This is a genomic window from Streptomyces sp. NPDC001668, from assembly GCF_042893155.1.
Lineage (GTDB): Bacteria > Actinomycetota > Actinomycetes > Streptomycetales > Streptomycetaceae > Streptomyces.
Genome location: NZ_JBIAUQ010000023.1, coordinates 1 through 25,540 on the forward strand (window position 1 = coordinate 1; position 25,540 = coordinate 25,540).

Here is a 25,540-nt window from a genome sequence, read left to right on the forward strand (position 1 = left end):
GGGCTGGTCGCGCAGTTCCCCGCGGGGCCGCTGCGCTGGGCTTGGGCGGGGCGCCTATGGGGGTGCCGGGTGCGGTTGTCGGGTGGGTGCGGGCCGGTGGGGGCTGGGCGCGCAGTTCCCCGCGCCCCTGGGGGGGTTGCGGTCACCCTGCGTCGGAATGGACCGTGGGCCGTTGGCCGCGTACGGCGGGAAGGGGACGGGGTGGGGGGTGTCCGCCCGCAGCGGCCGGCGTCCGTTACCGAGCACTACTCAAGAGACCGAGCCGCCGGACCGAGGACGGATACCCCCCACCCCGGCCCCGACCCACAACCCACCGCACGCGCTACACACGCCCCCACCGAACCGAAACAGGCCGCCGCAGGCATTCAGGGGCGCGGGGAACTGCGCAAAAACGCCCGCCCCCACCAACCCGCACACACAACCGCCCAACCGCCGGAGGCCCCCGTACCCTGTACCGCGTGCAGGTACGACAAGACGCCCCCCTCGCCCCCCTGACCACCTTCCGCCTCGGCGGCCCCGCCACCCGGCTCGTCACCGCGACGACCGACGCCGAGGTGATCGAGGTCGTCCGCGAGGCCGACGCCACCGGCACGCCGCTGCTGGTCATCGGCGGCGGGTCCAACCTCGTCATCGGGGACAAGGGCTTCGACGGCACCGCACTCGTCATCGCCACCAAGGGCTACGAACTCACCGGCACCCACCTCACGCTCGCCGCCGGCGAAGTATGGACGGACGCCGTCGCCCGCACCGTCGACGCCGGACTCGCCGGTGTCGAGTGCCTCGCCGGCATCCCCGGCTCCGCGGGCGCGACCCCCATCCAGAACGTCGGCGCCTACGGCCAGGAGGTGTCCTCCACCATCACCGAGGTCATCGCCTACGACCGCCGCGCCGGCGAAACCGTCACCCTCACCAACGACGACTGCGCCTTCTCCTACCGCCACAGCCGGTTCAAGGAAGACCCCACCCGCTACGTCGTCCTGCGCGTCCACTTCGACCTGGAGGACGCCGACGGCCTCTCCGCGCCGGTCAAGTACGCCGAGACCGCCCGCACCCTGGGCGTGGACCCCGGCGACCGCGTCCCCCTCGCCGACGCCCGCGCGACCGTCCTGAAGCTGCGCGCGGGGAAGGGCATGGTCCTGGACCCCGACGACCACGACACCTGGTCGGCAGGCTCCTTCTTCACCAACCCCATCCTCACGGCCACCCAGTTCGCCGAGTTCCACGCGCGCGTGAAGCACCACCTGGGCGAGGACGCCGAACCCCCCGCCTACCCCGCGGGCGACGGCCGCACCAAGACCTCCGCGGCCTGGCTCATCGACAAGGCCGGCTTCACCAAGGGCTACGGCACCGGCCCCGCCCGCATCTCCACCAAGCACACCCTGGCCCTCACCAACCGGGGCGACGCCACCACGGAGGACCTCCTGGCCCTGGCCCGAGAGGTCGTGGCAGGCGTACGGGACACCTTCGGCATCACGCTGGTCAACGAACCCGTGACGGTGGGCGTGAGCCTGTAGCCGACGTCAGGACACCGGCCCGCTGAGCCAGTCGTCCACCCCAGACAGCAGCTTGGTCTTCATGTCCTCCGGGGCCGCCGAGGCCCGTACCGACTGGCGGGCCAGCTCCGCCAGCTCCGCGTCCGTGAAGCCGTGGTACCGCCGGGCGATCTCGTACTGCGCGGCCAGCCGGGACCCGAACAGCAGCGGGTCGTCCGCGCCCAGCGCCATCGGCACCCCCGCCTCGAACAGCTTCCGCAGCGGCACGTCCTCCGGCTTCTCGTACACCCCGAGCGCCACGTTCGACGCCGGGCACACCTCGCACGTCACCTGCCGGTCGGCCAGCCGCTTCAGCAGCCGCGGGTCGTCCGCCGCGCGCACCCCGTGCCCGATGCGGTTGGCGTCCAGGTCGTCGAGACAGTCCCGTACCGACGACGGTCCCGCCAGCTCGCCGCCGTGCGGCGCCGACAGCAGGCCGCCCTCGCGCGCGATGTTGAAGGCCCGGTCGAAGTCCCGCGCCATGCCCCGGCGTTCGTCGTTCGAGAGCCCGAACCCGACCACGCCCTTGTCCGCGTACCGCACCGCCAGCCGGGCCAGGGTGCGCGCGTCCAGCGGATGCTTCATCCGGTTCGCGGCCACCAGCACCCGCATCCCGAGCCCTGTCTCGCGCGAGGTCGTCTCCACCGCGTCCAGGATGATCTCCAGCGCCGGGATCAGCCCGCCGAGCCGGGGGGCGTACGACGTCGGGTCGACCTGGATCTCCAGCCACCCCGAGCCGTCGCGCACATCCTCCTCGGCGGCCTCCCGCACCAGCCGCCGGATGTCGTCGGGCTCGCGCAGACATGAGCGGGCCGCGTCGTACAGCCGCTGGAAACGGAACCAGCCCCGCTCGTCCGTCGCCCGCAGCTTCGGCGGTTCCCCACTGGTCAGTGCTTCGGTCAGCGCCTCGGGCAGCCGTACGCCGTACTTGTCGGCCAGCTCCAGAACCGTCCCCGGGCGCATCGAGCCGGTGAAGTGCAGGTGCAGATGGGCTTTCGGCAGCTCAGAGACATCACGTACACGCTCCATCCCAGGATCCTGCCGTACGTCACGGGCGTCCCGGTACCACTTTCCCCTTTAGTGGTCTTGCTCGCACAAAAAAAGGGACCAGGTACTCACGTGAGTACCTGGTCCCTTCGGCGGCGACCTCAGTCGCGCGCCTCCGCCAGCAGCTTCTGGATCCGGCTGACACCCTCGACGAGATCCTCGTCACCGAGCGCGTACGACAGCCGCAGGTAGCCCGGCGTGCCGAAGGCCTCGCCCGGGACGACCGCGACCTCGGCCTCCTCCAGGATCAGCGCGGCCAGCTCGACGGTGTCCTGCGGGCGCTTGCCGCGGATCTCCTTGCCGAGCAGGGCCTTGACCGACGGGTAGGCGTAGAAGGCGCCCTCGGGCTCCGGGCAGAGCACGCCGTCGATCTCGTTGAGCATGCGGACGATCGTCTTGCGGCGCCGGTCGAAGGCCGTGCGCATCTCCGCGACCGCGTCGAGGTTGCCGGAGACCGCGGCGAGGGCGGCGGCCTGGGCGACGTTCGACACGTTGGACGTGGCGTGCGACTGGAGGTTGGTCGCGGCCTTGACGACGTCCTTCGGGCCGATGATCCAGCCCACCCGCCAGCCCGTCATGGCGTACGTCTTCGCGACACCGTTGACCACGATGCACTTGTCGCGCAGCTCGGGCAGGAGCGCGGGCAGCGAGGTGAACTTCGCGTCGCCGTAGACGAGGTGCTCGTAGATCTCGTCGGTGAGCACCCACAGGCCGTGCTCGACGGCCCAGCGGCCGATGGCCTCGGCGTCGGCCTTGCTGTAGACGGCGCCGGTCGGGTTGGAGGGGGAGACGAAGAGGACGACCTTGGTCTTCTCGGTGCGGGCCGCCTCCAGCTGCTCGACGGAGACCCGGTAGCCGGTCGTCTCGTCGGCGACCACCTCCACCGGGACACCGCCGGCCAGCCGGATCGACTCCGGGTACGTCGTCCAGTACGGCGCCGGGACGATGACCTCGTCGCCCGGGTCGAGGATCGCGGCGAAGGCCTCGTAGATCGCCTGCTTGCCGCCGTTGGTCACCAGAATCTGGGACGGGTCGACCTCGTAGCCGGAGTCGCGCAGCGTCTTCGCGGCGATCGCGGCCTTCAGCTCGGGGAGGCCGCCGGCCGGCGTGTAGCGGTGGTACTTCGGGTTCGAGCAGGCCTCGATGGCGGCCTGGACGATGTAGTCCGGGGTCGGGAAGTCCGGTTCACCGGCGCCGAAGCCGATCACCGGCCGCCCCGCGGCCTTGAGGGCCTTGGCCTTGGCGTCCACGGCGAGGGTGGCGGACTCGGAGATCGCGCCGACTCGGGCGGAGACCCGGCGCTCGGTGGGAGGGGTTGCAGCGCTCATGGGGCCCATCGTTCCAGACCGGAAACTTCCCCGGCACACGGGTTTCACAGACTGAACAAGGGCTGAACAACCGTCCGGTTTCGTGCCGCACGCTGGGCGATCTTCCGCCCCCAAGCCCCCAGCGGGCGCTTTCTGTTCGACGAGGGGCCGCGGACCACGTACACTCTCACCTCGTTGGCCTTCAGCAGCCGCGCGTCCAGGTGCACACCGAGCACCCGGTCGGATGCGGTACGTTGGGGGACACACAAAGGGTCGTAGCTCAATTGGTAGAGCACCGGTCTCCAAAACCGGCGGTTGGGGGTTCAAGTCCCTCCGGCCCTGCTACACACACCTTCGCCAGGATGTGTGCGCATGTACGTACAGCAATGCACCGCCGTGCGGCTCCAACCGGGCGCGGCACGGCCACGACCCGGGAACAGGTGAGGACGAATGGCGGATGCCGTGGGCTCCATCGACACGCCTGGCGCCCAGGACGAAGTGCCGGAGTCCAAGAAGAAGGCCCGCAAGGGCGGCAAGCGTGCCAAGAAGGGCCCGCTGAAGCGTCTTGCGACCTTCTACCGGCAGATCGTCGCCGAACTCCGCAAGGTCGTCTGGCCGTCGCGGAACCAGCTGACGACGTACACGACCGTGGTGATCGTCTTCGTGCTCGTCATGATCGGTCTGGTGACCGTGATTGACTATGGACTCAACCACGCCGCCAAGTACGTATTCGGCTGAGCACAGAGCGAAGGGCGCCGAGGTTACCGGCGCCCCTTTTCGCATGTTCCACCCCATGTATCCAGGAAGAAGCAGCCACCGTGTCTGACCAGAACCTGAACGACGCCATCGAGCCCGACGAGTCTGTCGACGACGAGCTCGACATCGTCGAGGGCGCGGACGAGGACCTGGACGAGGTCGAGGCTGCCGACGCCGAGGCGGGCGAGCCCGCCGAGGAAGCCGCGCTCCACACCGAGGACGAGTCCGAGGACGAGTCCGGCGGCGACGTCGAGGCCGTCGAGGACGAGGAAGAGGCGGAAGCCGAGGAGGAGCCGGCCGAGCCGGTCGACCCCGTCGCCGCCCTGCGCGAGGAGCTGCGGACCCTTCCCGGCGAGTGGTACGTCATCCACACCTACGCCGGTTACGAGAACCGCGTGAAGACCAACCTCGAGCAGCGCGCCGTCTCGCTGAACGTCGAGGACTACATCTTCCAGGCCGAGGTGCCGCAGGAAGAGGTCGTCCAGATCAAGAACGGCGACCGCAAGACGATCCGCCAGAACAAGCTCCCCGGCTACGTTCTCGTCCGCATGGACCTGACGAACGAGTCCTGGGGCGTCGTCCGCAACACCCCCGGCGTGACCGGCTTCGTGGGCAACGCCTACGACCCGTACCCGCTGACCCTGGACGAGATCGTCAAGATGCTCGCCCCGGAGGCCGAGGAGAAGGCCGCCCGCGAGGCCGCCGAGGCCGAGGGCAAGCCGGCTCCGGCCCGCAAGGTCGAGGTCCAGGTCCTGGACTTCGAGGTCGGCGACTCGGTCACCGTCACCGACGGTCCCTTCGCCACCCTCCAGGCCACGATCAACGAGATCAACGCCGACTCCAAGAAGGTCAAGGGTCTGGTGGAGATCTTCGGTCGTGAGACGCCGGTCGAGCTGAGCTTCGACCAGATCCAGAAGAACTAGTTCTTCACAGAAGGCTTCCGGGCAGGTCAGGCGGGCTGTTCCCAGCTTGCCTGACCTGCTCGGTTTTTGGCCGCGCATCTATACCCGCTATCGTTGTGCGGTATGCCTGCGTTCGGGTGGTCCCCGTTCACAGGCAGGACCCGAATCGAAAGGACCCGGAGAGCTATGCCTCCCAAGAAGAAGAAGGTCACGGGGCTCATCAAGCTCCAGATCCAGGCCGGTGCCGCCAACCCGGCTCCGCCGGTCGGCCCCGCGCTGGGTCAGCACGGCGTCAACATCATGGAGTTCTGCAAGGCGTACAACGCCGCGACCGAGTCGCAGCGTGGCTGGGTGATCCCGGTGGAGATCACGGTCTACGAGGACCGCTCCTTCACCTTCATCACCAAGACGCCGCCGGCCGCGAAGATGATCCTCAAGGCCGCGGGCATCGAGAAGGGCTCCGGCGAGCCGCACAAGACCAAGGTCGCCAAGATCACCCAGGCGCAGGTCCGCGAGATCGCCACCACCAAGATGCCCGACCTCAACGCCAACGACCTGGACGCCGCCGCGAAGATCATCGCCGGTACCGCGCGTTCCATGGGCGTCACGGTCGAGGGCTGAGCCCCACCCCCCGTACACCAAGCAGAAGTGGCAGGGCCTGCTCGGCCCGTACCACGACTCCTTAAAACACACAGGAGCAGTTGTGAGCAAGCGCAGCAAGGCCCTTCGCGCTGCGGACGAGAAGATCGACCGGGAGAAGCTGTACGCCCCGCTCGAGGCCGTCCGTCTCGCCAAGGAGACCTCCACGTCGAAGTTCGACGGCACCGTCGAGGTCGCCTTCCGTCTGGGTGTAGACCCGCGCAAGGCCGACCAGATGGTCCGTGGCACCGTGAACCTCCCGCACGGCACCGGTAAGACCGCCCGGGTCCTGGTCTTCGCGACCGGTGACCGTGCCGAGGCCGCTCGTGCCGCGGGCGCCGACATCGTCGGCGCCGACGAGCTCATCGACGAGGTGTCGAAGGGCCGTCTGGACTTCGACGCCGTCGTCGCCACCCCGGACCTCATGGGCAAGGTCGGCCGCCTCGGCCGCGTGCTCGGTCCCCGTGGTCTCATGCCGAACCCCAAGACCGGCACCGTCACCCCCGATGTCACCAAGGCTGTCAACGACATCAAGGGCGGCAAGATCGAGTTCCGCGTCGACAAGCACTCGAACCTGCACTTCATCATCGGCAAGACGTCGTTCGACGACACCAAGCTGGTGGAGAACTACGGCGCGGCGCTGGAGGAGATCCTCCGTCTGAAGCCGTCCGCCGCCAAGGGTCGCTACATCAAGAAGGCCGCCATCAGCACCACGATGGGCCCCGGCATTCCGCTGGACTCCAACCGCACCCGCAACCTCCTCGTCGAGGAGGACCCGGCCGCGGTCTGAGACACCGGCAGGTTCACGGGCCCCGCACCTTCCGAGGTGCGGGGCCCGTTCCCATGTGCGGGCCCGCTGCTCTGGGTTAGCGTGCGAGCAGGGCACTTGCACCAGGGGGACGCATGAAGAGGACGACGGTCTGGCTCACGACGGCCGCCGCACTGGCGGGACTCGCCGCCTGTACGTCCTCCGACTCCTCCGGCAGGCCGGAGCAGGACAGGCGCACGGCCTCGGCTCCCGCCCCCCTCCCGGCCCTGCGCACCGCGGAGCGCTCCACCGAGCGGGCCGAGACGGCCCGGGTGAGATCCAGCACCGTGATGGGCACCCAGCTCTCCCTCACCGCCGACGGCGTCCTCGCCTGGCACGACGGCCTCTCCGGCGCCCTCACCATCGACTACACCGGCGGCACCGCGGCCGAGACGATGCGCGGGCTCGGCGTCACCTCCATGGAGGCCCGCTACCTCTCCGACGCCTACTACGCGCGCATGGGCGACACCTTCGCCGCGAAGACGGGCGGCAAGCACTGGCTCAGGTACGCCTACGACGACCTGAAGAGCCTCGGCGGCGGCGCCGACCTCGCCGACCAGATGCGCTCCACCACTCCCGGCCAGTCGGTGCGGCTGCTGCTGGACTCCGCGGACGTGCGCGCGCTCGGCCGGGAGACCGTGGACGGCCGGGCCACCACGCACTACTCCGGCACCGTCGAGGTCGGGGACGTCACCGACACCGGGCTACGGCAGCGCCTCCAGGACGCCGGCGTCACCGCCGAGAGCCTCGACATCTGGATCGATCAGAAGAACCTCCTGGTCAAGAAGGTCGAGAAGACCAGCACGACGAACGGCAGGGTGACCCAGACCGCCCACTACAGCGACTACGGCGTCAAGGTCGCCGTACGGAAGCCGCCCGCCGCCGACACCGCGGACTTCAAGACCCTCCTGTCACAGTCGGGCACCAACCCCTCCTGAGGCGCAGGGAATTCACGGACCGCTCCGGCCCCTCTCGGATAGGCTCGCTGTCTTGCTGTGAATCGACCATGTGTTCCTTGGGGGGAATCAATGGCTACCTCTGTACGACGTTCCACGCACCGCCGGGCCCTCGGCGCCGGTCTCGCCGCAGTGGCCCTCGCCGCGGGTGCGGTGAGCTGTTCCAAGGGGGGCGAGGAGTCGCCGGAGATGACGCCCGCCGCGGCGGTCGCCAAGGCGGCGAAGAACACGGAGGACATCACCTCCTTCCACTACCGCATGAAGGGCGAGATGCCCGGCCAGGGGCAGGTCAATGCCGAGGCCTCCATGCGCACCAAGCCCGACATCGCGATGAGCATGAAGATGACCGCGGACGGCCAGGGCTCCGCCGAGATCCGGCTCGTCGACAAGGCCATGTACATCGGCGGCAACGCCGACATGGCCAAGGAGATGGACGGCAAGAAGTGGATGAAGTTCGACCTGTCCTCGCTCGGCAAGGACGGTGGCCTCGGTGCCACCGCGCCCGGCGCCGGCCAGGCCGACCAGAACCCGGCCTCCATGTCCTCCTTCCTCAACGGCGCCAAGAACGTGAAGAAGGTCGGCACCGAGACCGTCGACGGGGTCAAGACGACCCACTACTCGGGCGACGTCACGCTGGCCGAGCTCAAGGCCACCTTCAAGGACGCCGACAAGGCGGTCCGTGAGCAGCGTGAGAAGAGCACCGAGCAGCTGGAGAAGCTGGGCCTGGACAAGTTCACGATGGACATGTGGGTCGACGGCGAGAACCACGCCAAGCAGTTCCGCATGCTGGGCGACGCCGACAAGGGCACGTTCGACATGACCTTCACCTTCCTCGACTACAACAAGCCGGTCACCGTCACGGCGCCGCCCGCCGCGGAGACCGCGGACCTGGCCGAGATGATGAAGGAACTCCAGAGCAGCTGAGCGTCGTAGGACCGGATTTGCTTGACAGGGATCCGGTCACGTACGCTCCTACAGAAGCCAAAGACCGCTGGTCGTTGCCGTGTCCTCGCAAGAGGGGGCGGTGGCCGAAGGATCCGCTGAAAACTGCGGACGACCCGCGCAGGTGACTGTGGAAGTTGCTCCCAGGATCACGTGCATTGAGTATGTGATTCCGGTCGAGCCACGCCCCGTGCGCCTGCGCCGGGGCGTTTCGTTTTGTGCAGCCCCTTCTGAGCGGTCCTCATCACCCGGAAGGAGGCCGACGCTCTATGGCAAGGCCCGACAAGGCTGCCGCGGTGGCCGAGCTGACGGAGCAGTTCCGCAGCTCGAACGCCGCCGTGCTGACCGAGTACCGGGGTCTCACCGTGGCGCAGCTCAAGACGCTGCGTCGTTCGCTCGGTGAAGACGCCCAGTACGCCGTGGTGAAGAACACGCTGACCAAGATCGCGGCCAACGAGGCCGGGATCTCGACGCTCGACGACCTGTTCAACGGTCCGACGGCGGTTGCCTTCATCACCGGTGACCCGGTGACGTCGGCGAAGGGTCTTCGTGACTTCGCCAAGGACAACCCGAACCTCGTCATCAAGGGCGGTGTCCTTGACGGCAAGGCGCTGTCCGCCGACGAGATCAAGAAGCTTGCGGACCTCGAGTCCCGCGAGGTTCTGCTCGCCAAGCTGGCGGGTGCCTTCAAGGGCAAGCAGACTCAGGCTGCTCAGGTCTTCCAGGCGCTCCCGTCGAAGCTCGTCCGCACCGTGGACGCGCTCCGTGCCAAGCAGGGCGAACAGGGCGGTGCCGAGTAACTCGGCTCGCATCATGACCGCCGCCTGAGGCAGCCCGCCCCAGGAAGCGGTCGTAGCGGGCCGAACGTACGCCCGCCAGACATGTACATCCGGCACCAGCCGAATTAGTGGAAGGATCGCCCTCATGGCGAAGCTCAGCCAGGAAGACCTGCTCGCGCAGTTCGAGGAGATGACCCTCATCGAGCTCTCCGAGTTCGTGAAGGCCTTCGAGGAGAAGTTCGACGTCACCGCCGCCGCGGCCGTCGCCGTTGCCGGCCCCGCCGCCCCCGGCGCCCCGGCCGAGGCCGCTGAGGAGCAGGACGAGTTCGACGTCATCCTCACGGGTGCCGGCGACAAGAAGATCCAGGTCATCAAGGTCGTGCGTGAGCTGACCTCCCTGGGTCTGAAGGAGGCCAAGGACCTCGTGGACGGCGCCCCGAAGCCCGTTCTCGAGAAGGTCGCCAAGGAGGCCGCCGAGAAGGCCGCCGAGTCCCTCAAGGGCGCCGGCGCCTCGGTCGAGGTCAAGTAACACCTCACAGGTCCTACTGGACCTGTAACGCGCAAGCACCGAAGAGCGATCATCCATCCGGGTGGTCGCTCTTCGGCGTTCCTGGAGGCGCGGTCACGGTTGCCTTGCGGCCTCGAGGGCGAGGGGTATGGTGATCTTCGTCGTGTCTCCCGGAACCCCAGGTTCGGGCAGGGGGGCCTTGACGAACCGCACGCAGCGCGCAATTCTCAGGACGCGTCGCCAGAACGGTCCGAATCCGAGGCATGGATCGGCGACGAAGAGGGCAGTATCAACGTGCGTTGAGGGCACCATGCCGAGGGCGTTGAGGGCAGCGAGAGTTTTTGAAGACTGGGCAGAAAAGCGGGACTGGACATCAGTGCGCCAAGTGGCTACACTGACCCTTTGCGCTGCCTGTTAGCTGTCCCCTGCCCGTCACCAGGGGTCTGCCCTCGCCTCAGCATCGACGACCGGACCATCTTCGACCTGGCCTTTTGGCCAAATCGGAGAAACCTGTCCTCTGTGCCGCGGAGGAGGGCCCGGGGAGCGCGTAGTGAGTCCGAGCCCTCGGAAGGACCCCCTCTTGGCCGCCTCGCGCACTGCCTCGACCGCGAATACGAACAACGCCGCCAGCACCGCCCCGCTGCGCATCTCTTTTGCAAAGATCAAGGAGCCTCTCGAGGTTCCCAACCTGCTCGCGCTGCAGACCGAGAGCTTTGACTGGCTGCTCGGGAACACCGCTTGGCAGAGTCGGGTCGAGGAGGCTCTGGAGTCAGGTCAGGACGTCCCCACCAAGTCCGGTCTGGAGGAGATCTTCGAGGAGATCTCCCCGATCGAGGACTTCTCCGGGTCGATGTCGCTGACGTTCCGTGACCACCGTTTCGAGCCGCCGAAGAACAGCATCGACGAGTGCAAGGACCGCGACTTCACGTACGCGGCCCCGCTCTTCGTGACGGCCGAGTTCACCAACAACGAGACCGGCGAGATCAAGTCCCAGACGGTCTTCATGGGCGACTTCCCGCTCATGACCCACAAGGGCACCTTCGTCATCAACGGCACCGAGCGTGTCGTGGTGTCGCAGCTGGTCCGCTCGCCGGGTGTCTACTTCGACTCCTCCATCGACAAGACGTCCGACAAGGACATCTTCTCCGCCAAGATCATCCCGTCCCGGGGTGCCTGGCTGGAGATGGAGATCGACAAGCGCGACATGGTCGGTGTCCGCATCGACCGCAAGCGCAAGCAGTCCGTCACCGTGCTCCTGAAGGCTCTCGGCTGGACCACCGAGCAGATCCTCGAGGAGTTCGGCGAGTACGAGTCGATGCGCGCCACCCTGGAGAAGGACCACACCCAGGGCCAGGACGACGCGCTGCTCGACATCTACCGCAAGCTGCGTCCGGGCGAGCCCCCCACGCGTGAGGCCGCGCAGACGCTTCTTGAGAACCTGTACTTCAACCCGAAGCGCTACGACCTCGCCAAGGTCGGCCGCTACAAGGTCAACAAGAAGCTGGGTGCGGAGGCTCCGCTCGACGCGGGCATCCTGACCGTCGAGGACATCATCTCGACGATCAAGTACCTGGTGAAGCTGCACGCGGGCGAGACCGAGACGGTCGGCGACAGCGGCACGAACATCGTCGTCGAGACCGACGACATCGACCACTTCGGCAACCGTCGTCTGCGCAGCGTCGGCGAGCTCATCCAGAACCAGGTCCGCACGGGTCTGGCTCGTATGGAGCGCGTCGTCCGTGAGCGCATGACGACCCAGGACGTCGAGGCGATCACGCCGCAGACCCTGATCAACATCCGGCCGGTCGTCGCCTCCATCAAGGAGTTCTTCGGCACCAGCCAGCTGTCGCAGTTCATGGACCAGAACAACCCGCTGTCGGGTCTCACCCACAAGCGCCGTCTGTCGGCTCTTGGCCCGGGTGGTCTCTCCCGTGAGCGGGCCGGCTTCGAGGTCCGTGACGTGCACCCGTCCCACTACGGCCGCATGTGCCCGATCGAGACCCCTGAAGGCCCGAACATCGGTCTGATCGGTTCGCTCGCCTCCTACGGCCGCGTCAACGCGTTCGGTTTCGTGGAGACGCCGTACCGCCGGGTCACCGACGGTGTCGTCACCGACGAGGTCGACTACCTCACGGCCGACGAAGAGGACCGGTTCGTCATCGCGCAGGCCAACGCCACGCTCGACGACGACCTGCGCTTCACCGAGAACCGCGTCCTGGTCCGCCGTCGTGGCGGCGAGGTCGACTACGTCCCCGGTGACGACGTCGACTACATGGACGTCTCGCCGCGCCAGATGGTGTCGGTCGCGACCGCCATGATCCCGTTCCTCGAGCACGACGACGCCAACCGTGCCCTCATGGGCGCGAACATGATGCGTCAGGCCGTGCCCCTCATCAAGTCCGAGGCGCCGCTCGTCGGCACCGGCATGGAGTACCGCTCCGCGGTCGACGCCGGCGACGTGGTCAAGGCCGAGAAGGCCGGTGTGGTCCAGGAGGTCTCCGCGGACTACATCACAACCGCCAACGACGACGGCACGTACATCACGTACCGCCTGGCCAAGTTCGCCCGCTCCAACCAGGGCACCTCGGTCAACCAGAAGGTCATCGTCAACGAGGGCGACCGGATCATCGAGGGCCAGGTCCTGGCCGACGGTCCGGCCACCGAGAACGGCGAGATGGCGCTGGGCAAGAACCTGCTCGTGGCGTTCATGCCGTGGGAGGGTCACAACTACGAGGACGCGATCATCCTGTCGCAGCGCCTCGTGCAGGACGACGTCCTCTCCTCGATCCACATCGAGGAGCACGAGGTCGACGCCCGTGACACCAAGCTCGGCCCCGAGGAGATCACCCGGGACATCCCGAACGTCTCCGAGGAGGTCCTCGCCGACCTCGACGAGCGCGGCATCATCCGCATCGGTGCCGAGGTCGTCGCCGGCGACATCCTCGTCGGCAAGGTCACGCCCAAGGGTGAGACCGAGCTGACGCCGGAGGAGCGCCTGCTCCGCGCGATCTTCGGTGAGAAGGCCCGTGAGGTCCGTGACACCTCGCTGAAGGTCCCGCACGGCGAGATCGGCAAGGTCATCGGCGTCCGCGTCTTCGACCGCGAGGAGGGCGACGAGCTTCCCCCCGGTGTGAACCAGCTGGTGCGCGTGTACGTGGCGCAGAAGCGCAAGATCACCGACGGTGACAAGCTCGCCGGCCGGCACGGCAACAAGGGTGTCATCTCCAAGATCCTGCCCATCGAGGACATGCCGTTCCTCGAGGACGGGACCCCGGTCGACATCATCCTCAACCCGCTGGGTGTGCCGTCCCGAATGAACCCGGGACAGGTCCTGGAGATCCACCTCGGCTGGCTCGCCAGCCGCGGCTGGGACGTCTCCGGTCTCGCCGAGGACTGGGCGCAGCGCCTCCAGGTGATCGGCGCCGACTCCGTCGCCCCCGGCACCAACGTCGCGACCCCGGTCTTCGACGGTGCCCGCGAGGACGAGCTGGCCGGTCTGCTCCAGCACACCATCCCGAACCGGGACGGCGAGCGCATGGTGCAGCCGACCGGTAAGGCGAGGCTGTTCGACGGCCGCTCCGGTGAGCCGTTCCCGGACCCGATCTCGATCGGGTACATGTACATCCTCAAGCTGCACCACCTGGTCGACGACAAGCTGCACGCCCGCTCGACCGGTCCGTACTCGATGATCACCCAGCAGCCGCTGGGTGGTAAGGCCCAGTTCGGTGGCCAGCGCTTCGGTGAGATGGAGGTGTGGGCGCTGGAGGCATACGGCGCCGCCTACGCCCTCCAGGAGCTGCTGACCATCAAGTCCGACGACGTCACCGGCCGCGTGAAGGTCTACGAGGCCATCGTCAAGGGCGAGAACATTCCCGAGCCCGGCATCCCCGAGTCCTTCAAGGTGCTCATCAAGGAGATGCAGTCCCTGTGCCTCAACGTGGAGGTGCTGTCCTCGGACGGCATGTCCATCGAGATGCGCGACACCGACGAGGACGTCTTCCGCGCGGCGGAAGAGCTCGGCATCGACCTGTCCCGGCGCGAGCCGAGCAGCGTCGAAGAGGTCTGACGGGAGTCCGGCCGGAGGACCTGGTGAGGAACCTCCGGCCGGCCCCTGGACCCCCGTATCAGACCCCTAAGACTTACAACCCTGAGAGGGATTGACGCATAGTGCTCGACGTCAACTTCTTCGATGAGCTCCGGATCGGTCTGGCCACCGCTGACGACATCCGTCAGTGGAGCCACGGCGAGGTCAAGAAGCCCGAGACCATCAACTACCGCACCCTCAAGCCCGAAAAGGACGGACTCTTCTGCGAGAAGATCTTCGGTCCGACCCGGGACTGGGAGTGCTACTGCGGCAAGTACAAGCGCGTCCGCTTCAAGGGCATCATCTGTGAGCGCTGCGGCGTCGAGGTCACTCGCGCCAAGGTGCGTCGTGAGCGGATGGGCCACATCGAACTGGCCGCCCCCGTCACGCACATCTGGTACTTCAAGGGCGTCCCGTCGCGTCTGGGCTACCTGCTCGACCTGGCTCCCAAGGACCTCGAGAAGGTCATCTACTTCGCGGCGTACATGATCACGTACGTCGACGAGGAGCGCCGCACCCGCGACCTGCCCTCCCTGGAGGCGCACGTCTCCGTGGAGCGTCAGCAGGTCGAGAACCGTCGTGACGCCGACCTCGAGGCCCGCGCCAAGAAGCTGGAGAGCGACCTGGCCGAGCTGGAGGCCGAGGGCGCCAAGGCCGACGTGCGCCGCAAGGTGCGCGAGGGTGCCGAGCGTGAGATGAAGCAGCTGCGTGACCGTGCGCAGCGCGAGATCGACCGTCTCGACGAGGTGTGGACCCGCTTCAAGAACCTCAAGGTCCAGGACCTCGAAGGTGACGAGCTGCTCTACCGCGAGCTGCGTGACCGCTTCGGCACGTACTTCGACGGTTCGATGGGTGCCGCGGCGCTGCAGAAGCGCCTGGAGTCCTTCGACCTCGACGAGGAGGCCGAGCGTCTCCGCGAGATCATCCGTACCGGCAAGGGCCAGAAGAAGACCCGTGCGCTGAAGCGGCTGAAGGTCGTGTCTGCCTTCCTGCAGACCTCCAACAGCCCCAAGGGCATGGTCCTCGACTGCGTCCCGGTCATCCCGCCGGACCTCCGCCCGATGGTGCAGCTGGACGGTGGCCGCTTCGCGACCTCCGACCTGAACGACCTGTACCGCCGTGTGATCAACCGCAACAACCGTCTGAAGAGGCTCCTCGACCTCGGCGCGCCCGAGATCATCGTCAACAACGAGAAGCGCATGCTTCAGGAGGCTGTTGACGCCCTCTTCGACAACGGTCGTCGCGGCCGTCCGGTCACCGGTCCCGGTAACCGCCCGCTGAAGTCCCTCAGCGACATGCTGAAGGGCAAGCAGGGTCGATTCCGTCAGAACCTGCTCGGCAAGCGAGTCGACTACTCGGCGCGTTCCGTCATCGTCGTCGGCCCGCAGCTGAAGCTGCACCAGTGCGGTCTGCCCAAGGCGATGGCGCTGGAGCTCTTCAAGCCGTTCGTGATGAAGCGCCTGGTCGACCTGAACCACGCGCAGAACATCAAGAGCGCCAAGCGCATGGTGGAGCGCGGCCGCACGGTCGTGTACGACGTCCTCGAAGAGGTCATCGCCGAGCACCCGGTTCTGCTGAACCGTGCTCCCACCCTGCACCGCCTCGGCATCCAGGCCTTCGAGCCGCAGCTGGTCGAGGGCAAGGCCATCCAGATCCACCCGCTCGTCTGCACCGCGTTCAACGCGGACTTCGACGGTGACCAGATGGCCGTGCACCTTCCGCTGTCCGCGGAGGCGCAGGCCGAGGCCCGCATCCTGATGCTGTCCTCGAACAACATCCTCAAGCCCGCCGACGGCCGTCCGGTGACGATGCCGACCCAGGACATGGTCCTCGGTCTGTTCTTCCTCACCACCGACGGCGAACTGCGTGACACCAAGGGCGAGGGCCGCGCGTTCGGCTCCACGGCCGAGGCGATCATGGCGTTCGACGCCGGCGAGCTGGCGCTCCAGTCGCCGATCGACATCCGCTTCCCGGTGGGCACCATCCCGCCGCGTGGCTGGACGCCGCCGGCGCAGGAGGAGGGCGAGCCGGAGTGGCAGCAGGGGGACAGCTTCCGCCTGCGCACCACCCTGGGCCGCGCGCTCTTCAACGAGCTGCTGCCCGAGGACTACCCGTTCGTCGACTACTCGGTGGGCAAGAAGCAGCTCTCCGAGATCGTCAACGACCTGGCCGAGCGCTACCCCAAGGTCATCGTGGCGGCGACGCTCGACAACCTGAAGGCGGCCGGCTTCTACTGGGCGACCCGTTCCGGTGTCACCGTGGCCATCTCCGACGTCGTCGTTCCCGAGGCGAAGAAGGAGATCGTCAAGGGCTACGAGGCACAGGACGAGAAGGTCCAGAAGCAGTACGAGCGCGGTCTGATCACCAAGGAAGAGCGCACTCAGGAGCTCATCGCGATCTGGACCAAGGCGACCAACGAGGTCGCCGAGGCGATGAACGCGAACTTCCCCAAGACGAACCCCATCTTCATGATGGTTGACTCGGGTGCCCGAGGAAACATGATGCAGATGCGGCAGATCGCCGGTATGCGCGGTCTGGTGTCGAACGCCAAGAACGAGACGATCCCGCGTCCCATCAAGGCGTCCTTCCGTGAGGGCCTGTCCGTGCTGGAGTACTTCATCTCCACGCACGGTGCCCGTAAGGGTCTGGCGGACACCGCCCTGCGTACCGCCGACTCGGGTTACCTGACCCGTCGTCTGGTGGACGTCTCGCAGGACGTCATCATCCGCGAGGAGGACTGCGGCACCGACCGCGGCCTCAAGCTCGCGATCGCCGAGCGCGGCGCCGACGGCGTCCTGCGCAAGGCGGACGACGTCGAGACCTCCGTGTACGCGCGCTGCCTCGCCGAGGACATCGTCGTCGACGGCAAGGTGCTGGCCCCGGCCGGTACCGACCTCGGTGACGTGCTCATCGACGAGCTGGTCAAGCACGGTGTCGAGACGGTCAAGACCCGCTCGGTCCTGACCTGCGAGTCCGCCGTCGGCACCTGCGCCATGTGCTACGGCCGCTCGCTGGCCACCGGCAAGCTGGTCGACATCGGTGAGGCGGTCGGCATCATCGCCGCCCAGTCCATCGGTGAGCCCGGCACCCAGCTGACGATGCGTACCTTCCACACCGGTGGTGTGGCCGGTGACGACATCACCCAGGGTCTGCCGCGTGTCGTCGAGCTCTTCGAGGCCCGTACCCCGAAGGGTGTCGCCCCGATCTCCGAGGCCCAGGGCCGCGTGCGGATCGAGGAGACCGAGAAGACCAAGAAGATCGTCATCACGCCGGACGACGGCAGCGACGAGACGGCGTTCCCGATCTCGAAGCGCGCCCGACTCCTGGTCAGCGAGGGCGAGCACGTCGAGGTGGGCCAGAAGCTCACCGTGGGTGCCACCAACCCGCACGACGTGCTGCGCATCCTGGGCCAGCGTGCCGTCCAGGTCCACCTGGTCGGCGAGGTCCAGAAGGTCTACAACTCGCAGGGTGTGTCGATCCACGACAAGCACATCGAGATCATCATCCGGCAGATGCTGCGCCGTGTGACGATCATCGAGTCCGGCGACGCCGAGCTGCTGCCCGGCGAGCTGGTCGAGCGCTCGAAGTTCGAGACCGAGAACCGTCGTGTGGTCCAGGAGGGCGGTCACCCGGCCTCCGGTCGTCCGCAGCTGATGGGTATCACCAAGGCCTCGCTGGCGACGGAATCCTGGCTGTCGGCCGCCTCCTTCCAGGAGACGACCCGAGTCCTGACGGACGCGGCGATCAACGCCAAGTCCGACAGCCTCATCGGCCTCAAGGAGAACGTCATCATCGGTAAGCTCATCCCGGCCGGTACGGGCCTGTCCCGCTACCGCAACATCCGGGTCGAGCCGACCGAGGAGGCCAAGGCCGCGATGTACTCGGCCGTCGGCTACGACGACATCGACTACTCGCCGTTCGGCACCGGGTCCGGCCAGGCTGTTCCGCTGGAGGACTACGACTACGGGCCGTACAACCAGTAAGCACGTAGCTCGAGTTGGAGGGCGGTCACCTTTCGGGGTGGCCGCCCTCCGGCGTTTCTGCGGTTCTCAGTACGGCCGCTGCGGCTGGAGGTACGGCTGCAGGTGGTGCAGCCGCGTGTGGTAGTCCGGGTGGGAGGAGAGCAGCTTGCTCAGCGCGCTCTCCTCGACGGGCGCCCCGCCGTTCAGCGCGGTGGCCGCGGCCTGCTCGTGCCGCTCCTGCTGGTGCAGCTTCTCGAGTACGGAGGCCAGCATCGGGGCGAAGCCGAGGGCGGCCGCGTGCTCGTCGGCGCGGAGTTCGGCGCGGCGGCCGACGGCGGCGAGGGCGTACGGCATGGCCAGGATGAGCAGCGGGAGGCCGTAGAGCGTGCTGACCGTGGCCAGGGCGATGCCGCCGATGAGCATCACGAAGAAGGCGACGCCGAAGCAGCCGAACGCGCGCGAGACGTGGAAGACGAAGACGGAGAACGCCTTCAGCACCCGCCAGGCGACCCGGCCGGGCAGCGCGTACCAGTAGCCGAGGAGCCCGGACCAGGCGTGGCCGCCGACGTGGTGGCCGAGTTCGTGGGCCATGACGGCGGCCAGTTCGCCGTTGGGGAGCTCGTTCATGGCGAAGCGGGTGACGCCGACGATGTGGCCGGCCGCGGCGACCGCGTTCAGGCTGTCGCTGTCCTCGACCCAGAGCTCGTAGTTACGGCCCTCGACGCCCGCGCGGGCGGTGACCTCACGCCAGACCGGTTCGATTTTGGCTCGTTCTTGTGGAGTGGGGTAGCGCAGATGGAGCAGACGGCGCGCGAGGGCGCTTTCGGTGGGGCGGTGGAAGACGAGTGCGCCGCTGGCGAGCCAGAGCACGATCACCAGGATCGCGAGCTTGCCGAAGAGGGCGGAGACCATGCCGACGACGATGAGACTGCACAGGAAGTTCGGCAGGTAGACGAGAAGGTTGCCGACCGCGGTGGCGTCGGTGTGGCGCTGCTGGTGGGAGAGGTGGATGCGGCGGGCGTCGGTGTTGATGTGGTGCGGGTGGGTGGGGTCCTCGGAGGGCGGGGGAGCGGGGGGAGCGGCCGGGGGCTGAGGGGGCTGCGAGGGCTGGGGGATCGGGGGGCTCTGGGGAGCGGCTTGGGCGTAGGGGTACTGCGGGGCTATGGGCGCGGTGGCTCCGGGGTAGGTGGGTGGGGCCGCGGGGTGGGCCGGGGGTTGCTGCGGGTACTGCGGGTGCTGCGGGTACTGCGGAGCGACCTGGGGCTGGGCGGCCTGAGGCTGGGCCGGGGCGGGGTACTCGGGGTACTCCGGTGGCTGTTGGGTCATCGTGCTTTCCTTCGGAGCGGGGACGGATGTCGTGCGGCGGGTCAGCCGATCAGCAGGGACGCCGGCAGCAGGACCGTGCCGGTGCAGAAGGCGATCAGACCGGTGCGGATCCACTGGTGCTTGCGAGCGGCGATGCGGCTCATCTCGGTGAGGGCCGCGGTCAGACCGGTGGTGGGGTCGCGCCGGGTGTCACCGAGCGCGGTCTCCAACCGGCCCAGCCGGACGGCCTGTTGGATGTCACCGAAGTAGGACAGGGGGCGGCCGGGGGCCCACCCGTCGGAGCGGTAGCGGGGGAGCACGGCCAGCAGCAGGGCGAACAGGGAGAGACCGAGCGCCGCCGTCCCGGCCCACCACAACGCGGTGCCCGTGGCGGAGAGTTCGGCCGGGGTCCAGTCCCGCCCGGCGAGCAGACCGCTGAACACCCCGGCGGTCATCCCGAGAGCGGCGACCAGGACGGATGCCTTGCTGTCGGCCCGGCCGACCTCGCCCCGCAACTCGGCGAGGAGACGCTCGCAGAGGGGGACGAGCTCGGAGGCCGCGGGGGAGAGGGGCGCGCTGCCCGGGTCGGGGGGCGGGGCCGGCGCAGGGGTGGAGCCGAGGGTGGTCATGCGGTGCCACCCTCCGCCTCCACGGGCTCGCCGCCGTTCTGGTCCGCCGCGGCGGCGGGCGTCTCCGGGACGTCCTGAGCGGGCAGGGTCGGGGTCTGGCCGTAGCCGGGCGGGCGCTGCCAGGGGGTGGGAGCGGGGGCGGGAAGGGGGGATGGGGGCGCCGGGTGCGGTGAGTCCGTCGGGGAGGACGGGGTGTGTGCCGGGTCGGCAGGGTGCGGGTCGGCCGGGGTGTGTGCCGGGGGCGGGATGGTGGGTGCTGGGGAGGGCGTGCCCGAGAAGGGGCCCTGCGGAGGCAGCGTGGTGCCGGGAGGGCTGGGCGGGGGTGAGGCTGCCGGGGTTGCCGTCGGCTGCGTGGCGGTGGCCGGGGTGTGTGCCGGGGGCGGGGGGATGGTGGGTGCTGGGGAGGGCGTGCCCGAGAAGGGGCCCTGCGGAGGCAGCGTGGTGCCGCCCGGAGGGCCGGGCGGGGCGGGGGGTGCCGTGGGGTGGGCCAGCATGCCCATGGGAGGCGTCGAGTGGCCGGCAGGCGTCTGGCCCGGAGCGCCTGGGTACGGGGCGCCGGGCGTGCCGGGGGCGCCCGGAGGTACGCCGAGGTGGGAGCCGGGCGTTGGGGGTCGCCCCGGTGTGTACGGTCCCGGCGCCGGGGTCTGACCCAGTGTGTACGGCCCCGATGTCGGAGTCTGGCCCGGTGCGTACGGTCCCGGTACTGGGGTCTGGCCCGGTGCGTACGGTCCCGGTACTGGGGTCTGGCCTGGTGTGTACGGCCCCGGTGCCGGAGTCTGGCCCGGCGCGTACGGCCCCAGTGCCGGAGGCTGACCCGGCGCGTACGGCCCCGGTGCCGGAGTCTGGCCCGGCGCGTACGACCCCGGTGTCGGGGTGTGCAGCAGTCCTCCGGGTGTCGTCTGCCCGGCCGTGTACGGGCCCGGTGTCGGCGGGTGCCCGGACAGAGCTTGTCCCCCGTTGAGCTGCGCCGGTGCGGCCGTGGGGGGTTCGCCGGGGGCCGGTGTCGCACTGCCCGCGGGCGCGGTCGGTCCGGGACCCGCCGCCGCCCCCGGGTACCCCGTCCCCGCCCCTTCCGGCAGCGCAGGCGGTACCTGGGGGACCCCCGGGAGGCGTTGGGTGAGGATGTCGTTGACCGTGCGCAGGGCCAGTTGTTTCGGGCCCTCCAGTTCCCAGTTCTCGGCGGCGTCGCCGCTCAGCAGTTGCTGGACCAGGTCCATCTGGGCCTGGATCATGCGGAGTTGGTCCTCCCGCATGCTGGACATGACCAGGCGGGAGTCCTCCGGGTGCTGGGCCAGGTGCAGGGCCCACTGGTGGACACCGCCCTGCTGGAGGTGCCAGGCATAGAAGTTGATCTTCTCTGCCTCCAACTGCTGCAACTCCAGCTGCTGTTGGCCGGCGAGCAGCGCCTGCGCATGCTGCCAGCGCTGCTGCTGGAGGAGCAGCTCCTGCTGGTGGGTGCCGTACTGGAGGGCCCGTTCGATCTGCAACGCGTCCTGCTGGCGCTCCCGGCGGTCGAACTCGACGTCGATCTGCATGCCCCGCTGCGCCGCGCGGATCTGCTCGTCGGCGGAGTGGTCGATGGCCTGCTTGCGCAGCTCGTGCTCGATGTTGGCCTGGTCGCGGCGCAGGCGGAGCGTCCAGGTGACCTGGAGGCCGGCCGGCGCGCCGAGCGGGCCCAGCAGCTTCATCCGCTCCAGCAGCTCCACCTCGGCGGCCGCGCTGTCGGCGATGGCGAACCGGCGTGTCACCGGGCGGGCCGCCTGCTGGAGTTCGCCGAGGAGCAGGCCGGGTACGTCCCGGTGGCCGCTCGCCACGAACCGAGCCGGGTCGAGGACCTGCCAGGAGAGGTCGACCACGGCCGTGAACTCGAAGGCGTCGTTGTCGCTGGGAAGCGTGAGGTCGGACGTGTGCGGATGCACGCCCATGTCGACCTCGTACACGGCCGTGTAGTGGTTCGCCGCGATGTCCCCGCGCGTCGGCCGCCGCGGCGGCAGATACGCCTCGTAGCCGCCCTTGGCGGTGGCGAAGACGAGGGCGTGGTCGATGCGGACGTACGACTTGAGGCTGAACTCGAAGCGTGAGAGCTGCCGCACGGTGAGGACGGGGTCGACGATCTGGGTGTGCCGGTCGGCCGGCTGCTGCCACTCGGGCTGGCGGAAGGTAGGCATGGGCGGGGCTCCTCGGACGTACCCGAAGGTGTGTTCCTGACGTGGGTCAGCGGGTGGGAAGGGTGGTCAGCAGACGGGCGGCGACCGGGGGCGGCGGGTCTCCGTCCTCGCCGGGCATGGTGCGCAGCAGGTGGCTCAGCCGCTGGTGGTCCTCGGGGGTCGCCACGAGCGTCGGGAGCAGGGCGGCCAGCGCCCACTCGGTGGCCGTGGCGCGGTTCGCGATCAGCACCCAGGCGCGCAGCACGTCGAGCGCGTGCCGGGTGGTGCGCTGGTCGGACAGCGCGGCCCGCCACAGGTGCGGGATGCCGTACGCGGCAGCGCTGCCCGCGGCCACCGCGCGGGCGTACCAGTCGAGGACCGGCGGGATGCCGTACCGCTCGTCGGCCTGGGTGCGTCCACAGGCGTTGACGAAACCGGCGAGCGTGAGGTCGCGCACCGCGCGGTCGTCGTCGAGATGCTCCCGCAGCTCCGCGAGGGCTTGCTCCTCCGCCGAGGAGAGCAGCAACAGGCCCACCGCCTCGGCGAGTTCGCGGCCCATCTCGTCGTCGAGGTCCTTGGGACTGTCGCCGTAGAGCCGTCGTACGGCCTTGCGCAGCGCGGCGAGCGCCTGCTCGGGGCGTTCGGAGCCGATCAGTCCGTACGACCGCACGCCCACCCAGCGCCGCCGTTCGTCGTCGCCCTCGCACCAGTCGTCGAGGATGCGCGGGATGTTGGGCGTGTCGATGAGGTGGGCGAGGGTCAGGGAGTTCACGGCGACCAGCCGGTGCCGGAAAAGCTTGGAGGTGGCCCAGGGCTCGATGATCAGGGCCATCGCGGAGGGCAGGTCGGTGCGGGCCAGGACGGCGACGGTGGACGCGGCGCGGGTGCGGACCAGGGGGCGGCCGTCGTCGGCGAGACGGCGCAGCCAGCCGATGAGGGCCGGGCGGGCGGAGGGGTGGCCCGTCCACAGCTCGCGCAGCAGGACGAGTGCGGCCCGCTCGTCGCGGAACGCGGCCTTCCGCTGGGTGACCGGGCCCCACTCGGTGCGCTCGTCCTCCTCGTACCCGCGGGCGCGGGCGAGTTGGAGGCGCTTGCCGATGTGTGTGCCGAAGACCGGGACCTCGGCGACCTGGGCCGGGTTCTCGGTCTCCTGCAGGAAGCGGTACAGCAGGTCGCTCAGCTCGGCGGTGAGGGCGTACGGGCCGCCGTCGAAGGCGGCGAGCGCGACCAGGAACGCCTTGTCCCGCAGGTGGATCGCGCTCTCGTCCTCCTCGAACCACTCCTGGACCTGGTTCTCCAGGGACATCAGCGAGAACTGGGCGATCGCGTCGGCGTCGACCTCACCGGCCGCGTACCGGCCCAACTGCCCTGCGAAAGCGGCGACTTCACGCAGTTGATGCCCGCGCTCCAGGAACTCGACCACGTCCGGCAGGCCCAGCAGCTTGGCGGCGGTCTCCTCGTCGGTGCGGGTGCGCAGATGCGCGGCGAGGACGTCGGCCGCGCGCGGCGCCCGCCACTCGGCCTTCGGCACGTCCTCCAGTACGGCGGCGGGGCCGACGGTGACGACCAGATAGGCGTCCTGCTCGACGAGCCGCTCCTTCGCGGCGAGCACGTGCGGTTCGCGCAGGGGGCGGTCGCGGCGGGTGTCGAGGTCGGCCAGGAGATAGCCGCGGGCCCGGTCCTCGGGGCTGAAACGGTCGGCGAGAGAGGCCGGCTCGGTGTCCCGCACCAGGGTGCGCACGGGGGCGGCGCCCAGCCGGTGCAGCAGCATCAGGGCGGCGGTGTGGCGGCCGGTGAAGCGGGCGCCGGACAGCACCAGGACCCGGTCCCGGCGCAGCCGCGCCAGCAGGTCGGCCATGACCTCCTCGTCGGCGACGAAGGTCTCGGCCAGCCGCTCCAGGGTGATCCGCGGGACCTCGCCGGAGGCCGCGCCGGGGGCGGAGAAGCCGGGTATCGCGTAGTGGATCTCCGTCTTGCTGCCCATGATGACGTCGCCGGTGACCCGGCCGCCGCTGACGCCGTGCTGGTCGTGGCCGACCAGGCTGCCGCCGAAGCGGGAGCGGTCGCCGACGTTCATGCTGCGGGGGCTGTGGTCGATCAGGTCGCGCCGGGCGTCCCAGGCGTTCTGCGGCTGGTCGCGCTCCTCGGCGTCCTCGCCGGGGCCGGCCTGCGCGGCGTCGTCGGCCGCCGCCGAGCCGTCCTGTTTCGGCTCACCCTTGGGGTTCTTCCGGTCCTTGGGCTCGGATGCGCCGCCGGACGGTGTTCTCTCCGGCTCCTCCTGTCCGCTCACGCGCCCTCACCCCGCTCACTCCCACCGAGGTGGACGTCACCGGTGACCTGGCCGCCGCTGACGCCGTGCTGGTCGTGGCCGACCAGGCTGCCGCCGAACGACGGTGAACCGCCGTGGAAGGTGAAGACGGCACCCGGCGCCGGGGCTCCCCGTGTTCCGTCCGGCGCCGGGCGGCTCTCGGGCGCCCCACCCTGCCGCGGGACCCGCTCCTCGGGTGACCCGCCCTGTGAGGGGACGCGCTCCTCGTGGGTGGCCGGGCCGGGGGCCGGTGGCGCGGGGCGGTCCCCCGATCCGCCCCGCGCCTGCCCCGCCCCCGTGTCACCGTGGTCCTCGGCACCCGCGCCCTGGGGCACCGGTCCGTGCAGCCACGCCTTCAGCGGGCCGTTCTTGCTGGCGACCGTCACCTGGTGGAACTCGTCGGCCGGGACGCCGGGATGGTCATGGCGTACGACTCCCGCGTGCAGGGACTCCGAGACGCACAGCGCGAAGTCGCCGGGGCGCTCGCGCAGGGCCGCGCGCAGGACGTCCGCGTCCAGCAGCCGGCAGGCGTGGTTGAGGTCGGAGCCGACCCAGCCGTCGTGCCCGTCGACGGCGACATAACCGGCGGCGACGACACCGCGCAGCCGGATCTGCGCGGAGCTGGACGCCATGCGGTTGACCGCCCTGAGCCGGGCTGGCACCTCCGTGAGCAGGGCCCGCAGCAACGCCGTGACGGACGCGCTCGCGTCGATCAGCTCCATCACCGAGTCCCCGCGGTCGGCGCGCAGCCGACGGGTCTCCTCGATGCCCGCGCTCTCCAGCGTGCGGTCGGTGATGTCGTAGAGCATGCGCCGCAGATACGCCTGCTCCACGTCGTCCCGGTCGCTGTACCTCTCGATGTCGAGCAGCAGGATCGTGCGGCTCACGGGGTCGCTCATGATCGCCTCTCCGAGGGGGGTGCCGTGCAG

At 69.2% G+C, this 25,540-nt stretch carries 18 protein-coding genes and 1 tRNA gene; 12 read left to right on the forward strand and 7 right to left on the reverse strand.

All coding sequences use genetic code 11. From position 1 onward, the window contains the following. Positions 1–458: 458 nt before the first annotated feature. Positions 459–1,514, forward strand: coding sequence for a UDP-N-acetylmuramate dehydrogenase (locus tag ACFYZ8_RS42120; RefSeq protein ID WP_359031390.1), 1,056 nt, complete (start codon positions 459–461; stop codon positions 1,512–1,514). Positions 1,515–1,520: 6 nt separating this feature from the next. Here the strand turns inward: ACFYZ8_RS42120 and ACFYZ8_RS42125 are convergent, their stop codons facing one another. Together ACFYZ8_RS42125 and ACFYZ8_RS42130 are read right to left on the reverse strand one after the other, a co-directional pair. After that, positions 1,521–2,561 (reverse strand): adenosine deaminase, encoded by a 1,041-nt coding sequence (locus ACFYZ8_RS42125; protein WP_388541796.1) that lies wholly within the window; start codon positions 2,559–2,561, stop codon positions 1,521–1,523. Positions 2,562–2,680: 119 nt separating this feature from the next. Next, positions 2,681–3,907, reverse strand: coding sequence for a pyridoxal phosphate-dependent aminotransferase (locus ACFYZ8_RS42130; protein ID WP_388541799.1), 1,227 nt, complete (start codon positions 3,905–3,907; stop codon positions 2,681–2,683). 248 nt (positions 3,908–4,155) lie between these two features. On the opposite strand from ACFYZ8_RS42130, the gene ACFYZ8_RS42135 reads away from it, so the two are divergent. The 11 genes from ACFYZ8_RS42135 to ACFYZ8_RS42185 all read left to right on the forward strand — a co-directional run bounded on the left by ACFYZ8_RS42135 (position 4,156) and on the right by ACFYZ8_RS42185 (position 18,243). After that, positions 4,156–4,228 (forward strand) — tRNA-Trp (locus tag ACFYZ8_RS42135). Between the two features lie 108 nt (positions 4,229–4,336). Continuing rightward, a complete protein-coding gene (secE, locus tag ACFYZ8_RS42140) occupies positions 4,337–4,624 on the forward strand; it encodes a preprotein translocase subunit SecE (protein ID WP_123991094.1) in 288 nt (95 codons plus the stop codon). Positions 4,625–4,704: 80 nt separating this feature from the next. Beyond that, positions 4,705–5,565: a transcription termination/antitermination protein NusG gene (gene nusG, locus ACFYZ8_RS42145; RefSeq protein ID WP_359031387.1), complete on the forward strand. Its 861-nt coding sequence runs from the start codon at positions 4,705–4,707 to the stop codon at positions 5,563–5,565. A gap of 165 nt (positions 5,566–5,730) precedes the next feature. Next, positions 5,731–6,165, forward strand: coding sequence for a 50S ribosomal protein L11 (rplK, locus tag ACFYZ8_RS42150; RefSeq protein WP_359031386.1), 435 nt, complete (start codon positions 5,731–5,733; stop codon positions 6,163–6,165). A gap of 82 nt (positions 6,166–6,247) precedes the next feature. Then, positions 6,248–6,973, forward strand: a complete 726-nt coding sequence (rplA, locus tag ACFYZ8_RS42155; RefSeq protein WP_007384045.1) for a 50S ribosomal protein L1 — start codon at positions 6,248–6,250, stop codon at positions 6,971–6,973. A 113-nt stretch (positions 6,974–7,086) separates the two neighbouring features. Further along, a complete protein-coding gene (locus ACFYZ8_RS42160) occupies positions 7,087–7,929 on the forward strand; it encodes a hypothetical protein (RefSeq protein WP_388541803.1) in 843 nt (280 codons plus the stop codon). A gap of 90 nt (positions 7,930–8,019) precedes the next feature. Continuing rightward, positions 8,020–8,871: an LppX_LprAFG lipoprotein gene (locus ACFYZ8_RS42165; protein ID WP_359031384.1), complete on the forward strand. Its 852-nt coding sequence runs from the start codon at positions 8,020–8,022 to the stop codon at positions 8,869–8,871. 287 nt (positions 8,872–9,158) lie between these two features. Next, the gene (gene rplJ / locus ACFYZ8_RS42170) at positions 9,159–9,689 is read left to right on the forward strand and encodes a 50S ribosomal protein L10 (RefSeq protein WP_356588025.1); all 531 of its coding nucleotides are present in this window, start codon (positions 9,159–9,161) and stop codon (positions 9,687–9,689) included. Positions 9,690–9,813: 124 nt separating this feature from the next. Further along, positions 9,814–10,197, forward strand: coding sequence for a 50S ribosomal protein L7/L12 (rplL, locus tag ACFYZ8_RS42175; protein WP_359031383.1), 384 nt, complete (start codon positions 9,814–9,816; stop codon positions 10,195–10,197). A 559-nt stretch (positions 10,198–10,756) separates the two neighbouring features. Then, on the forward strand, positions 10,757–14,242 hold the full coding sequence (gene rpoB / locus ACFYZ8_RS42180) for a DNA-directed RNA polymerase subunit beta (protein WP_359031382.1): 3,486 nt from the start codon (positions 10,757–10,759) through the stop codon (positions 14,240–14,242). 101 nt (positions 14,243–14,343) lie between these two features. Continuing rightward, positions 14,344–18,243: a DNA-directed RNA polymerase subunit beta' gene (locus ACFYZ8_RS42185; RefSeq protein WP_359031381.1), complete on the forward strand. Its 3,900-nt coding sequence runs from the start codon at positions 14,344–14,346 to the stop codon at positions 18,241–18,243. A gap of 66 nt (positions 18,244–18,309) precedes the next feature. On the opposite strand, the gene ACFYZ8_RS42190 is transcribed toward ACFYZ8_RS42185, so the two are convergent. The 5 genes from ACFYZ8_RS42190 to ACFYZ8_RS42210 are packed head-to-tail and all read right to left on the reverse strand — an operon-like array spanning position 18,310 to position 25,510. Beyond that, a complete protein-coding gene (locus ACFYZ8_RS42190) occupies positions 18,310–19,548 on the reverse strand; it encodes a M48 family metalloprotease (protein WP_388541808.1) in 1,239 nt (412 codons plus the stop codon). A gap of 41 nt (positions 19,549–19,589) precedes the next feature. Then, a complete protein-coding gene (locus ACFYZ8_RS42195; protein WP_388541811.1) occupies positions 19,590–20,156 on the reverse strand; it encodes a Pycsar system effector family protein in 567 nt (188 codons plus the stop codon). After that, positions 20,153–22,324: a hypothetical protein gene (locus ACFYZ8_RS42200; RefSeq protein ID WP_388541814.1), complete on the reverse strand. Its 2,172-nt coding sequence runs from the start codon at positions 22,322–22,324 to the stop codon at positions 20,153–20,155. Before ACFYZ8_RS42200 ends, ACFYZ8_RS42195 begins: the two co-directional genes overlap by 4 nt. 46 nt (positions 22,325–22,370) lie before the next feature. Continuing rightward, on the reverse strand, positions 22,371–24,593 hold the full coding sequence (locus tag ACFYZ8_RS42205) for a hypothetical protein (protein WP_388541817.1): 2,223 nt from the start codon (positions 24,591–24,593) through the stop codon (positions 22,371–22,373). Next, positions 24,590–25,510, reverse strand: a complete 921-nt coding sequence (locus tag ACFYZ8_RS42210) for a hypothetical protein (RefSeq protein ID WP_388541820.1) — start codon at positions 25,508–25,510, stop codon at positions 24,590–24,592. Before ACFYZ8_RS42210 ends, ACFYZ8_RS42205 begins: the two co-directional genes overlap by 4 nt. Positions 25,511–25,540 lie beyond the last annotated feature (30 nt).